At 67.6% G+C, this 13658-nt stretch carries 10 protein-coding genes; 1 reads left to right on the forward strand and 9 read right to left on the reverse strand.

The window, feature by feature from the left end; all coding sequences use genetic code 11:
* Positions 1 to 18: 18 nt before the first annotated feature.
* Positions 19 to 2328 (forward strand): patatin-like phospholipase family protein, encoded by a 2310-nt coding sequence (locus tag HTA01S_RS04700; protein ID WP_068167431.1) that lies wholly within the window; start codon positions 19 to 21, stop codon positions 2326 to 2328.
* A 163-nt stretch (positions 2329 to 2491) separates the two neighbouring features.
* Here HTA01S_RS04700 and HTA01S_RS04705 read toward each other — a convergent pair whose 3' ends face one another.
* From HTA01S_RS04705 to argB, 9 genes are all read right to left on the reverse strand, one after another.
* Positions 2492 to 3697: an acetyl-CoA C-acyltransferase gene (locus tag HTA01S_RS04705; protein WP_068167432.1), complete on the reverse strand. Its 1206-nt coding sequence runs from the start codon at positions 3695 to 3697 to the stop codon at positions 2492 to 2494.
* A gap of 103 nt (positions 3698 to 3800) precedes the next feature.
* Positions 3801 to 6200 (reverse strand): 3-hydroxyacyl-CoA dehydrogenase/enoyl-CoA hydratase family protein, encoded by a 2400-nt coding sequence (locus tag HTA01S_RS04710; protein ID WP_068167433.1) that lies wholly within the window; start codon positions 6198 to 6200, stop codon positions 3801 to 3803.
* Positions 6201 to 6231: 31 nt separating this feature from the next.
* A complete protein-coding gene (locus HTA01S_RS04715; protein ID WP_068168076.1) occupies positions 6232 to 6669 on the reverse strand; it encodes a DUF2147 domain-containing protein in 438 nt (145 codons plus the stop codon).
* Positions 6670 to 6674: 5 nt separating this feature from the next.
* Positions 6675 to 8471 (reverse strand): acyl-CoA dehydrogenase C-terminal domain-containing protein, encoded by a 1797-nt coding sequence (locus HTA01S_RS04720; RefSeq protein ID WP_068167434.1) that lies wholly within the window; start codon positions 8469 to 8471, stop codon positions 6675 to 6677.
* A 44-nt stretch (positions 8472 to 8515) separates the two neighbouring features.
* The gene (locus HTA01S_RS04725) at positions 8516 to 9238 is read right to left on the reverse strand and encodes a TetR/AcrR family transcriptional regulator (RefSeq protein ID WP_068167435.1); all 723 of its coding nucleotides are present in this window, start codon (positions 9236 to 9238) and stop codon (positions 8516 to 8518) included.
* 311 nt (positions 9239 to 9549) lie between these two features.
* Positions 9550 to 10203: a nucleoid occlusion factor SlmA gene (gene slmA, locus HTA01S_RS04730; RefSeq protein WP_068167436.1), complete on the reverse strand. Its 654-nt coding sequence runs from the start codon at positions 10201 to 10203 to the stop codon at positions 9550 to 9552.
* Positions 10204 to 10346: 143 nt separating this feature from the next.
* A complete protein-coding gene (locus HTA01S_RS04735) occupies positions 10347 to 11870 on the reverse strand; it encodes an ATP-binding protein (protein ID WP_407656093.1) in 1524 nt (507 codons plus the stop codon).
* The gene (locus tag HTA01S_RS04740) at positions 11854 to 12546 is read right to left on the reverse strand and encodes a response regulator (protein WP_068167437.1); all 693 of its coding nucleotides are present in this window, start codon (positions 12544 to 12546) and stop codon (positions 11854 to 11856) included. The genes HTA01S_RS04735 and HTA01S_RS04740 overlap by 17 nt, the downstream gene beginning before the upstream one ends.
* A 130-nt stretch (positions 12547 to 12676) precedes the next feature.
* A complete protein-coding gene (gene argB, locus HTA01S_RS04745; RefSeq protein WP_068167438.1) occupies positions 12677 to 13588 on the reverse strand; it encodes an acetylglutamate kinase in 912 nt (303 codons plus the stop codon).
* Positions 13589 to 13658 lie beyond the last annotated feature (70 nt).

Genomic DNA, 13658 nt, shown 5'->3' on the forward strand with positions numbered 1-13658 from the left:
TCACGATAGGTGTCATCCATGCCGCCCCCCCGTCCACCCTCCTTGTTCCGCTGCCTGAGCGCCGGCCTGCTGGCCCTGGGCCTGTGCCTGTGGCTGCCCACGCTGTCCCACGCGGCCGATCCGCAGCCGGCGGCCCAGGCCGCCCCCACCCCCAAGCGGCCCACGGTGGGTCTGGTGCTCTCCGGCGGCGGCGCGCGCGGCCTGTCGCACGTGGGCGTGCTCAAGGTACTGGAACAGGCGCAGGTGCCGGTGGACCTGATCGTGGGTACCTCGATGGGCGCGATCATCGGCGGGCTGTACGCCAGCGGCATGAGCGCCGACGAGCTCGAACACGAGATTCTGGCGCTGGAGTGGGGCGACCTGTTCGACCCGCGCGAGCCAAGGCAACTGCTGTCGCAGCGCCGCAAAGAGGAGGACTTCGAGTTCTCGCCGGTGCTGCGGCTGGGCTTTCGCAATGGCGAGTTCCGCCTGCCCAGCGGCGCGGTGTCCACCCGCGCGCTGGAGGCCATGTTGCGCCGCTACACCCTGCCCACGCGCCACAAGGCCAGCTTCGACGGCCTGCCGATCCCGTTTCGCGCCGTGGCCACCGACATGGAGACCGGCCAGGCCGTGGTGATGGAACACGGCGACCTCGCCGCCGCGCTGCGCGCCAGCATGTCGGTGCCCGGGGTGTTCGCGCCGCTGGAGCTCGACGGCCGCATCCTGGGCGACGGCGGGCTGGTGAACAACCTGCCCGTGGACGTGGCGCGGCGCATGGGCGCGGAAGTGGTGATCGCGGTGAACATCGGCACACCGCTGGCCGGGCGCGAAACCCTGGGCAACCTGCTGGGCATCACCACCCAGATGGTCAACATCCTGACCGAACAGAACGTGCAGGCCAGCATCGCCACGTTGACCAAGGACGACCTGCTGCTGCTGCCGCCCCTGGGCAAGATCACCTCGGCCGACTTCAACCGCGCGCCCGAGCTGGTGAAGATCGGCCACGACTACGCACAGTCGGTGCGCGAGGCGCTGAAGCGTTTCGCCGTGCCCCCGGCGCAGTACGCCGCCTGGGCCGCCCAGCGTCAGGCCATCGCCGACACCGGCCTGACCCATGGTGGCCATGTGGGCGCACTGCGCTTCGAGGGCGTGGACGCCATGCGCGCGCAGCGCCTGTCGCGGCTGGTGCAGAGCGGACCCGATCAGGGCATCGACCTGCCGCAGATCGAGAGCGACCTGCAGCAGCTCGCGGCCACCGGCGACTACGAGCAGGTGGACTACCGGCTGGAGCGCATCGGCAGCCGCGTCGACGAGGCGCTGGTGATCCAGCTGCGCGAGAACAGCTGGGGCCCGAACTACGTGCGGCTCGGGCTGGACCTGCGCACCGATTTCGACGGCCAGGGCGCGTTCAACCTGCGCCTGAGCCACAACCGCCACTGGGTCAACAGTGGCGGCGCCGAGTGGCGCAACCGCTTCCAGTTGGGCGAGACGCTGGGCGCGTTCACCGAGTTCTACCAGCCGCTGGACCGCCGGGCCAACTGGTTCGTGGCGACCTGGGCCGACGCCAGCCTGAAGCGCGTCGAACTCTACGACACCCATGGCGACGCGGTGGCCACCGGCAAGCGCCGCGGGGTGCAGGCCGGTGTCGACGTCGGATGGCCGATCGGTCTGCAAGGCCACCTGGGCGAGTTCCGGCTGGGGTTGACCGGCAGTGCCCGGCGCGCCGAACCGGAGCTGGTGAGCGCCAGCGTGGTGGACCAGACCACCGGCCTGAGCACGCAGCGCTGGCGCGAGGGGGGCGTGCGCATGGCGCTGATCTCCGACCAGCTGGACCACGCCAACTTCCCCTCGGCCGGGCACCGGATCAAGGGCGACCTGATGGTGGGCCGGCGCAACGCCGAAGGCGTCGTCGGCACCGATTTCGTCCGGCTCGACAGCACGTTCAACGCGGTGGGTTCGTGGGGCCCCCACACCCTGAACGCCGGTGCGCGCCTGGGCTACGCCAACCAGATCCCGCTGGGCGCGCTCGACGAATATTCGCTCGGCGGTTTCCAGCAGCTCTCGGGCTATCGCGTGGGCCAGGTGACCGGCAACTACCTGTTGTTTGGCCGCCTGACCTACTACCGCCGCATGCCCTGGAACGTCGGGGTGGCGCGTGCGCTGTTCGCGGGCGGCTCGCTGGAAGTGGGCAACGCCTGGGCCGACCGGCACGACATCGGCCTCAAGGGCCTGCGCACCGGCTCCAGCCTGTTCGTGGGCGCGGACACCGGCGTCGGCCCGTTCTACCTTAGCCTGGTGCACGCCGCGCGCGGCTACACCGGGCTGTACCTGCTGCTGGGGAGGCCGTAGGGCCGAAGCACTGGTGGTACAGCGGCTAGCACTGCGTTGAGAACGCTTGGCGGAGCGCAGTGCCCCAACCCAGGGACACCGCGGAACCGGCTTTGCCGGGCCGCTGGTGTCCGCCCCCTTTGAAGGGGGTGACGCGCTGCCAGCGCGGCGCGGGGGTGGGTCGTCAGACCCTTTCAAACACTCCCGCGGCGCCCTGCCCCATGCCCACGCACATCGTGACCATGCCGTACTTCTTGTTGTGGCGACGCAGCGCATGCACCACCGTGGCCGAGCGGATGGCGCCGGTGGCGCCCAGCGGATGACCCAGCGCGATGGCGCCACCCATGGGGTTGACCTTGGCCGGGTCCAGGCCCAGGGTATTCATCACCGCGAGCGACTGGGCCGCGAAGGCCTCGTTGAGCTCGAACCAGTCGATGTCGTCCTGCTTCAGGCCCGCGTTCTTCAGCGCGGCCGGGATCGCTTCCACCGGGCCGATGCCCATGAGGTGGGGCGGCACGCCGCGCGAGGCGTAGCTCACGAAGCGGGCCAGCGGCGTGAGGTTGTAGCGCTTCAAGGCGGCCTCGCTCACCAGGATCAGCGCGCCGGCGCCGTCGCTGGTCTGCGAGCTGTTGCCGGCGGTCACCGAGCCGCGCGCGGCGAACACGGTGCGCAGCTTGGCCAGGCCTTCGAGCGAGGTGTCGGGGCGCGCGCCTTCGTCCAGGCTGATGATGCGGCTGCGGGTGGCGACCTCGGCGGTCTCCAGGTCCACGCTGCGCTCGGTCACTTCCACCGGCGTGATCTCGTCGGTGAACTCGCCGTTCTTCATGGCCAGCACGGCGCGCTGGTGCGACTGCACCGCAAACGCGTCCTGCGCGTCGCGCGAGACTTTCCACTGCTGGGCCACCTTCTCGGCGGTCAGGCCCATGCCGTAGGCGATGCCGTACTTCTCGACATCGTCGGTGTTGGCAAAGATCGCGGGCGAGAGGCTGGGCGCGTTGCCCATCATGGGCACCATGCTCATGCTCTCGGTGCCGGCGGCGATCATCACGTCGGCCTCGCCGACGCGGATGCGGTCGGCCGCCATCTGCACGGCCGACAGGCCAGAGGCACAGAAGCGGTTGACGGTGATGCCACCCACCGAGTTGGGCAGGCCGGCCAGGATGGCGCCAATGCGCGCCACGTTCAGGCCCTGCTGCGCCTCGGGGATGGCGCAACCGCAGATCACGTCTTCCACGGCCTTCGGATCCAGGCCCGGCACCTGGGCCATGGCCGAACGCAGGGCGTAGGCCAGCAGGTCGTCCGGGCGCAGGTGCTTGAACGAACCCTTGTGGGAACGGCCGATGGGGGTGCGGGTAGCGGCGACGATGTAGGCGTCTTGAATCTGTTTCATGTTGACTCCAAAAGTGTCTTGTCCAGAACACCGCGGAACCGGCTTGGCCGGGCCGCTGGTGTTGCCCCCTGGAGGGGGTTGCGCAAAGCGCGGCGGGGGTGGGTCAATTCCGTACCGGCTTGCCGGTATTGAGCATCCCCAGAATCCGCTCCTGCGTCTTCGCATGCACGATCAACGAGCAGAACGCGCGGCGCTCCAGCGTCATCAGGTAGTCCTCGTTCACCAGCGTGCCAGGCTCCACGTCGCCGCCCGTCACCACGTTCGCGATCAGCGAAGCGATGTGGAAGTCGTGCTGGCTGATGAAGCCGCCGTCGCGCATGTTGACCAAACTACCGAGGATCGTCGCCTTGCCGTCGCGACCGGCCACCGGGAACAGGCGCTTGTGCGGTGCGCGGTAGCCGCCGTTGAACAGGCTCTTCGCTTCGCTGATGGCCACGAACAGCAGCTCGTCCTTGTGCGGCACGATCACGTCGGAGTGCAGCACGTAGCCCAGCTTGCGGGATTCCAGAGCGCTCGTGCCCACCTTGGCCATGGCCGCGGCGGTGAAGCCTTCGGTCAGGAAGGGCAGCAGGTCTTTGCCGGTCGAGGTCTCGGCGTTTTCGGCCGCGCGGCGGGCGATGTAGGTGAGACCACCGGCACCGGGCACCAGGCCCACACCCACTTCCACCAGACCGATGTAGCTCTCCATGTGCACCACGCGGCGCGCGCTGTACACGGCCAGTTCGCAGCCACCGCCCAGGGCCAGGCCACGCACGGCCGACACCACCGGCACATTCGCATAGCGCAGGCGCAGCATGGTCTGCTGCATGAAGCCTTCGGCGTCTTCGATGGCGCTCACGCCCACCGCCATGAAGGCCGGCAACATGGCCTGCAGGTCCGCGCCGGCGCTGAAGGGCTCGTCGCCCGACCACACGACCAGGCCCTGGTACTCCTTTTCCGCCAGGTCGATGGCGGCCATCAGGCCCTCGCACACGTCGGGGCTGATGGCGTGCATCTTGGTCTTGATGCTGGCGATCAGCACGTCACCGTCGAGTGACCAGATGCGGATGGCGTCGTTCTCTTCGATGGTGGTGCCAGCGGTCTCGAACTTCGGCCCGGCCTCGCCCAGCAGCAGCTCGGGGAAGTGCTGGCGCTGGTACACCGGTAGTTGCAGGCGGCCCTGGAACTCGCCCTTGGAGGGGTTCCAAGAACCCTGCGCGGTGTGCACGCCACCGGCTTCGGCCACCGGGCCTTTGAACACCCACTCGGGCAGCGGCGCTGTGCTCAGCGCCTTGCCCGCGGCTATGTCTTCCTGAATCATCTTTGCCACTTCGAGCCAGCCGGCTTCCTGCCAGAGTTCGAACGGACCCTGCTTCATGCCGAAGCCCCAGCGCATGGCCTGGTCCACATCGCGCGCGGTCTCGGCGATGGTGGCCAGATGCACGGCGGCGTAGTGGAAGCTGTTGCGCAGGATCGCCCAGAGGAACTGGCCCTGCGGGCCTTCGGCGTTGCGCAGCAGCTTCAGGCGCTCGGCGGCCGGGCGCTTGAGCATGCGGCCGTAGACCTCGTCGGCCTTCTCGCCGGCGGGCACGTATTCGCCGCTGGCCAGATCGAAGCGCTGGATGTCGCGGCCCACTTTCTTGAAGAAGCCGGCCTTGGCCTTCTGGCCCAGGTTCCCCATCTCGATCAGCTTCTTCAGTACAGGCGGCGTGCCGAAGCTGCCGTAGAACGGGTCGGTGCTGTCGTCCAGGTTGTCCTGCAGCGTCTTGACCACGTGGGCCATGGTGTCCAGACCCACCACGTCGGCGGTGCGGAAGGTGCCGCTGCTGGCACGGCCCAGGCGCTTGCCGGTGAGGTCGTCCACCACGTCGTAGGTGAGGCCGAAGTTCTCCACCTCTTTCATCGTGGCCAGCATGCCGGCGATGCCGATGCGGTTGGCCACGAAGTTGGGCGTGTCCTTGGCGCGCACCACGCCCTTGCCCAGACCGCTGGTGACGAAGGTTTCGAGATCGTCGAGGATCTGCGGCTCGGTGGTGGGCGTGGCGATCAGCTCCACCAGCGTCATGTAGCGCGGCGGGTTGAAGAAGTGGATGCCGCAGAAGCGCGGCTTGATCGCTTCGGGCAGCACTTCGGACAGCTTGGTGATCGACAGGCCCGAGGTGTTGGACGCGACGATGGCGTGCGGCGCGATGAAGGGCGCGATCTTGGTGTACAGGTCGAGTTTCCAGTCCATGCGCTCGGCGATGGCCTCGATGATCAGGTCGCAGTCTTTCAACTGCTCCATGTGCTCTTCGTAGTTGGCCTGGCCGATCAGGTCGGCGTCGGCCGCCACGCCCAAGGGCGAGGGCTTGAGCTTCTTGAGGTTCTCGACCGCGCGGGTGACGATGCCGTTTTTGTGGCCTTCCTTGGCAGGAAGATCGAACAGCACCACGGGGACCTTGACGTTGACCAGGTGCGCGGCAATCTGCGCACCCATCACGCCCGCGCCGAGCACGGCGACTTTTTTCACTTGAAATCGGTTCATTGGTTTTCCATGAAAGGGAAAGGACTCGCGTTCACTCCACGCGCAGCCAGACTTGCGTGCGGTAGAACGGGCCGATGTAACCGCGCATCTCCAGCCTCTTGCCGCCGTCGACCGGCTTGAGGCGCGTGCGGTAGACCTTGCCGTTGTTCGGGTCGACGATGTCGCCACCGTCGTAAATGGCCTTGTCGTCGGCGTTCTGCTTGAGGTTGCGCAGGATGGTCATGCCCAGCACCGGCTTGCCTTTGCGTTCGTCGGTGCAGTCTTCGCAGACCGCATCGGGCTTGGTGTCCGGGTCGAGCAGTTTTTCGATGTGGCCGGAGAAGACACCGTTGTTGTCCGTAATGCGAACCAGCGACTTCTCCTTCTTGGTGTCGTCATCGATGGTTTTCCACAGGCCCACCGGCGTCGTCTGCGCGAAGGCAGACACGGCGGCCAGGCTCAGCGATGCGATCAGGGTCGTCTTCTTCATGGCGGTCATGCCAGTGCCGCGTCCGTGTCCATGAGCACCTTGCTGCCCGCACGCGCCGTGCGCATCAGCGTCGCGGTCTCGGGGAACAGCTTGGCGAAGTAGAAACGCGCGGTCTGCAGCTTGGCCACGTAGAACGGGTCGGTGTTGCCAGCGGCGATCTCGCGCAGCGCCACCTGTGCCATGCGGGCCCAGAAGTAGCCGAACACCAAGTGGCCGGCCACGCGCAGGTAGTCCACCGCGGCGGCGCCCACTTCGTCGGCGTTCTGCAGGCCCTTGAAGCCGATCTCGGTGGTGAACTTGGTGATCTGCTCGCCGAGCACGGCCAGCGGGTTGATGAACTCGGCCATTTTCTCGTTGACGCCCTCTTCCATCACCAGCGCGCCCACCAGCTTGCCGAACTTCTTGAGCGTGGCGCCGTTGTTGCCCAGCACCTTGCGGCCCAGCAGGTCCAGGCTCTGGATGGTGTTGGTGCCTTCGTAGATCATGTTGATGCGGGCATCGCGCACGAACTGCTCCATGCCCCATTCCTTGATGTAGCCGTGACCGCCAAACACCTGCTGGCACATCGTGGCGGCGTTGTAGCCGTTGTCGGTCAGGAAGGCCTTGGTGATGGGCGTGAGCAGCGAGAGCATCTCGTCGCTGTCCTTGCGCACTTTTTCGTCCGGGTGGTTGTGCGCCTTTTCCAGCAACACCGAGCTGTAGATGGCCAGTGCGCGGCCGCCTTCGGCGTAGGCCTTGGCCGTGAGCAGCATGCGGCGCACGTCGGGGTGCACGATGATCGGATCGGCCGGCTTGTCCTTGGCCTTGGGTCCGGTCAGGCTGCGCATCTGGATGCGGTCCTTGGCGTAGGCCAGGGCGTTCTGGTAAGCCACTTCGGTCAGGCCCAGCGACTGGTTGCCCACGCCCAGGCGCGCCGCGTTCATCATCACGAACATGGCCTGCATGCCCTTGTTGGGCTGGCCCACCATGGTGCCGATAGCACCATCGATCACGATCTGTGCGGTGGCGTTGCCGTGAATGCCCATCTTGTGCTCCAGGCCACCGCAATAGATGCCATTGCGCTCACCCAGGCTGCCGTCGGCCTTGACGTGGAATTTCGGCACGATGAACAGGCTCACACCCTTGATGCCGGGAGGCGCGTCGGGCAGGCGGGCCAGCACCAGGTGGATGATGTTGTCGGCCATGTCGTGTTCACCGGCGCTGATGAAGATCTTGTTGCCGGTGATCTTGTAGGTGCCGTCGGCCAGGGGTTCGGCCTTGGTGCGCATCAGGCCCAGGTCGGTGCCGCAGTGCGGCTCGGTCAGGCACATGGTGCCGGTCCACTCGCCGCTGGTCATCTTGGGCAGGTAGGTGTCTTTCTGCGCGTCGGTGCCGTAGGTATGCAGCGCGGCGTAGGCGCCGTGGGTGAGGCCGGGGTACATGGTCCAGGCCTGGTTGGCCGAGTTCATCATCTCGTACAGACACTGGTTGACCACCAGCGGCAGGCCCTGGCCGCCGTAGGCCGGGTCACAACTCAGTGCGGCCCAGCCGCCTTCCACGTAGGTCTTGTAGGCCGCCTTGAAACCGGTCGGGGTCTTGACCTCGTGGGTGGTCTTGTCGAGCGTGCAGCCTTCGGTGTCACCGCTGATGTTCAGCGGGAAGATCACCTGCGATGCGAACTTGCCGGCTTCTTCGAGCACCGCGTTGATGGTCTCGGCGTCCACCTCGGCGTGCTGGGGCATGCTCTGGAATTCGGCGCTCACGTTGAGCACTTCGTGCATCACGAACTGCATGTCGCGCAGGGGCGGGTTGTAGACGGGCATGGATCGGTCTCCTGTGGTGGGAATGGGCAAAAAGGCGAAAGTCGTCAGCTCCGGGCGGCGGTGCTGGCGGGTTTGCGCGCCCGCGCGCGGGGCGCGGGCTGCGGGGTGGGGGGCAGGCCGGGTGTGGTGGCGCTGCTGAAGCGGTGAACGATGCCTTCGAACGCCTGCAGCGCGCGGCGCAGCGAGTCGGGGCTGCGCAGGAAACGCGCTTCGTAGTGCAGCGCCAGGATGAGGGCGTGGATCTCGAAGCCCATCTGGGCTGCGTCGGTGTCGGCGCGCAAATGACCTTCTTCCACCGCGATCTCCACCGAGCGGCGCACCGCGCTGAGCCAGGTGTTGACCGAGCTGGCCAGCGCGTCGCGCACCGGGCCGGGCCGGTCCTCGAACTGCACCGCGCCGCTGATGTAGATGCAACCCGAATCGATCTCGACCGAGGTGCGCTTCATCCAGTTGTCGAACAGCATGCGCAGGCGGGGCAGGCCACGCGGCGCGCTCATGGCCGGGTAGAACACCTCTTCCTCGAACCGGGCGTGGTACTCGCGCACCACCGAGATCTGCAGCTCTTCACGCGAGCCGAAGTGGGCGAACACGCCCGACTTGCTCATCTGCATGACCTCGGCCAGCGCGCCGATGGACAGGCCCTCCAGACCGATCTGCGTGGCCAGCCCGAGCGCGGCATCGACGATGGCGGCTTTGGTTTGCTGGCCTTTTTGCAGCGGTCGGGCGGCGTCGCTGCGCTGGCGCTTGGTCGGAGTGGTTGGGCTCATGCGGCGGGTCCGGCGGCACCGGACAAGGTGGGTTCAAAAGCAAACCGCTCGATAAATCGAACGGTCGTGCTATTTTTACCGCAAAAGCCGGCCCGCGATCGGTTGGCACCCAAATTTCCAGAAATTTATTAGGGCCGCAGCCCTAATCACTCAGCGGGTTAACCCGCAGCGAAACGGCATCCGCTTCCACCAGCCGGAGCGTGACCCGCAACGCATGAAACCGCCCAGCCGAGGGGCACCGCCGGGCCGGCTTTGCCGGACGGCCAGTGCCCGCCCCCTTGAGGGGGTAGCGCGAAGCGCTGCGGGGGTGTTTAAAGATGAGCGCCGGGCAGCAGCAGCGCCAGGCTGTGCTCCAGGCTTTCGCTGGGCGAGCGCTTGAAGCCACTGCGCGCGAAGCGCTGCAGCCGGCCCACGCAGAAGGCCGTGACCACCGAGGCGTCGGCCTGCGCGTCTACCGTGGGCGTGGTCGCGCCGGCCACCACGGCGGCTTCGCGCAGGTTTTGCCGCAGGGCCGATTCGATCTTGTCGAAAAAGAGATTCATGCGCTGTTGCAGGCGCTCGTTTTCGAACACCAGGGCGTCGCCCACCATCACGCGCGTCATGCCGGGGTTCTTTTCACCGAACTGCAGCAGCAGGGTGACCAGCTTGCGCGAGCGGGCCATGGCATCGGGTTCGCGTTCGCCCAGCTGGTTGACCAGGCCGAACACCGCCTGTTCGATGAATTCGATCAGGCCCTCGAACATCTGGGCCTTGCTGGCGAAATGGCGGTACAGGGCGGCTTCGCTCACCTCCAGCCGCGCAGCGAGCGCGGCGGTGGTGACCCGTTCAGCCCCAGGCTGTTCCAGCATGGTGGCCAGGGCCTGCAGGATCTGCACGCGGCGCTCACCGGGCTTGGGACGTTTGCGACCGTTGCCCTCCGTGTGGCCTCCATCGTCGTGGGCGGCATCGGCAGAAGGGCCCGCCATGGGCAGAGGCTCGGGTGCGCTGGAGGTCATGGGCAGTCGGTCCGTCGGTGGTCAGCGGGTGGGCGCCGTTCGGGGCCCGTTGGTTGTCATCCCTTTTTGATTCTCGCACAGCGACACAGCCCGTTACAGTTGGGCTCGATCCCTCAGGCGGCCGCGGGCGCCGGATGCGGCCCCTGGATCGGCGCCACCGCCACGAAAACCACACGCACGCGCAGACCGCGGCCCTGGGCGCCCGAGCCCAGTTGCAAGTGGGTGTGGTGTGCCCGCGCGATTTCGTCTGCGATGGCCAGCCCCAGACCATTGCCCTCGCCCGCGGTGCCGGGCACCCGGTAGAAGCGCTGCAGCACGTGCGCCTGTTCCTCGGCGGGGATGCCGGGGCCATCGTCCTCCACCTCGATCCACGCGCTCGGACCCGATGGGGTGTCCTCCTCGCCGCAACGCAGCGTGATGCGCCCGCCATCGGGGGTGTACCGCACGGCGTTGTCCACCAAGTTGATGAGCAGCTCACGCAGCAACCAAGCGTGGCCCTGGGTCTGGGCCGGATGGCTTTCCAGCCCCAGGTCGATGTGCTTGTCGCCCGCCGCGTCCAGGAACAGCGACAGGATGGTCTCGCACAGCTCTTTCAGATCGACCTGCTGCAGCGGCTGGCTGTCAGCGCTCACGGTGTCGGCCCGCGACAGCGCCAGCAACTGGTTGGCCAGTTGCGAGGTGCGGCGAGTGGCGTCGCGCAGACGCCGCACCTGGTCCACGCGCAGGCTGATCTGTTCGTCGGCGTCCATGCGGCGCGCGGCCTGCGCCCAGGCCTCCACCTGCGCCTGCAACCCGGCCAGGGGTGTGCGCAGCTGGTGCGCCGCGTCGGCCACGAAGCGGCGCTGGGCTTCGCTCTGGGCGTTGACGAGCGAGAACAGCCGGTTGAGCGCGGACACCAGGGGACGCACCTCGGTGGGTGCGCTGTCGGTGTCGATGGGGCTGAGGTCGCGCGGCGAACGGTGCTCCACGGCCTGCTTGAGATCGATCAGGGGGCGCAGCGCGCGCGCCACGGCCCAGGTCACCGCCATGCCGGCCAGCACCAGCAGCAGCAGGTTGGGCAGCAGCACCCGCGTGAGCACCGACTCGAGCCAGTTCTGACGCGCGTCCGAGCCGTCGGCCAGCATGACGATGAGTTCGCCAGCGGCGGTGCGGTAGCGTTGCGCCACCACGCGGTAGGTGACGCCGCCTTCGACCACGCTCAGGAACTCCGCGCCATCGGTCGCCGGCAGCACGGTGGGCAGCCAGCCGTCGCCCAGCAGGGGCCGGCCACTGGCGTCCTGCAGACCGTAGGCGGAAAACCCCTCGCGCTCCTTGAGAAACTCCTCCACCGGCGGCGCCAGCAACAGGGCCAGCCCCGGCCCACCGTCCAGCCCCGCCACGCCGGGTGCCGCCATCGGGGAGTCGGGCGCCCGGCGTTGTTCGCCGGCGCGCGTGACCACCACCGAGTCGGCCAGCAGGGGCACCAGCCGCAGCAGTTGCTGGTCCTGCTGCAAGGCGGCGGTGCCCGCGCTCTGGTAGTGGAAGAACACGCTGACCAGGCCCACCAGGCCGAGCGGCAGCATCAGCAGCACCAGCAGGCGGCGCTGCAGGCCCCAGATCATGCCCTCGGTGGTGCGGCCGTCAGGCCCGTGGCGCATGGTCGGGCAGCTTGGCCAGCTCCAGCCGGTAGCCGAAACCGCGGATGGAACGCAGGGCAACGCCGGCGGGGTCGAGCTTGGCGCGCAGACGCGAGACATAGACCTCGATCGCGTTGGGCGTGATCTCCTTGTCCCAGCCGGTCAGAGCCTGCAGCAGCTTGTCCTTGGCCGCGGGCTTGGGCGCCTGCAGCAGCAGGTATTCCAGCACCGTCCACTCGCGCGGACCCAGCTCCATGACTTGACCCGAGAGGGTGACGCGCCGGTGGGCGGTGTCCATCTCCAGCGGGCCGAATCCCAGCACCGCCGACGTGGCGGCCTGCGAGCGCCGCAGCAGGGCACGCAACCGCGCCAGCAGCTCGGGCAGCTCGAACGGTTTGAGCATGTAGTCGTCGGCGCCCAGGTCCAGCCCGTGCACCCGGTCCTGCAGCGCATCGCGCGCGGTGAGGATCAGCACCGGCATGGCCAGGCCACGCGTGCGCAAGCGCCGCGTGAGCTCCAGCCCGTCCATCAGCGGCAGGCCGATGTCGACGATGGCCAGGTCGAAGCTGTCGCTCTCCAGCGCCTGCTCGGCCCGCTCGGCGCTGCCCACCCAGTCCACCGTGTAGCCGGCGTTGCACAGCCCCAGCTTGATGCCGCTGGCGACCATCACGTCGTCTTCGACCAGGAGAAGTCTCATCTAGTGACTCCCCCTGCCGCGCTGCGCGCGTTCCCCCCGAGGGGGACGCACCCTGGGACCGGCGAAGCCGGATCCTCGGGTGCCCTGGAACAGGTACCTGGCTCCGGAAAGGAGCGTGTGAGCGTCCATTTCAGTGCGACCGGATCATGGTGCCAAAGGGTTCGTTGCCGAGCACTTCGAGCAGCAGCGCATGCGGCACGCGCCCATCGATGATGTGCACCGCGTTGACGCCGCTCTTGGCCGCGTCCAGCGCGCCCGCGATCTTGGGCAGCATGCCGCCGGAGATGGTGCCGTCCTCGACGAGTTCGTCGATGCGGCGCGGCGTGAGCTCGGTCAGGAGCTGGCCGGCCTTGTCGAGCACGCCGGGGATGTTGGTGAGCATGAGCAGCTTTTCGGCCTGCAGCACCGTGGCCAGCTTGGCCGCCACCACGTCCGCGTTGATGTTGTAGCTCTCGTTGTTCTCGCCGAACCCGATCGGGCTGACGACCGGGATGAAGGCGTCGTCCTGCAGCGCCTTGACCACACTGGGGTCGATGCTGACGATGTCGCCCACCTGGCCCACGTCGTGTTCCAGGTTCGGGTCTTTCTGGTCTGCCAGGCGCAGTTTCTGTGCGCGGATCATGGCGCCGTCGCGCCCGGTCAGGCCCACGGCCTTGCCGCCCGCGGCGTTGATCAGGCCCACGATGTCCTGCTGCACCTCACCGGCCAGCACCCACTCCACCACCTCCATGGTTTCGGCGTCGGTCACGCGCATGCCCTGGATGAACTGCCCCTTCTTGCCCAGGCGCTGCAACAGGGTTTCGATCTGCGGACCGCCACCGTGCACCACCACCGGGTTGATGCCGACCAGCTTCAGCAGCACCACGTCCTCGGCGAAATCCTGCTGCAGGGCCGGGTCGGTCATGGCGTTGCCGCCGTACTTGATGACCATGGTCTTGCCGTGGTACTTGCGGATGTACGGCAGGGCCTGGGCGAGCAGCTCGGCCTTTTCGCGGGGCTTGACGTGGGAAACGTCGACGGGGGTGTGGTGGGTGCTGGTCATGGCGGGTGGGCTGGTGAAAAACGATGGCCACCAAATTGTAGGTCGCACCGCCCGCCAACCCCTCAATCCA

The organism is Hydrogenophaga taeniospiralis CCUG 15921, from assembly GCF_001592305.1.
Lineage (GTDB): Bacteria > Pseudomonadota > Gammaproteobacteria > Burkholderiales > Burkholderiaceae_C > Hydrogenophaga > Hydrogenophaga taeniospiralis.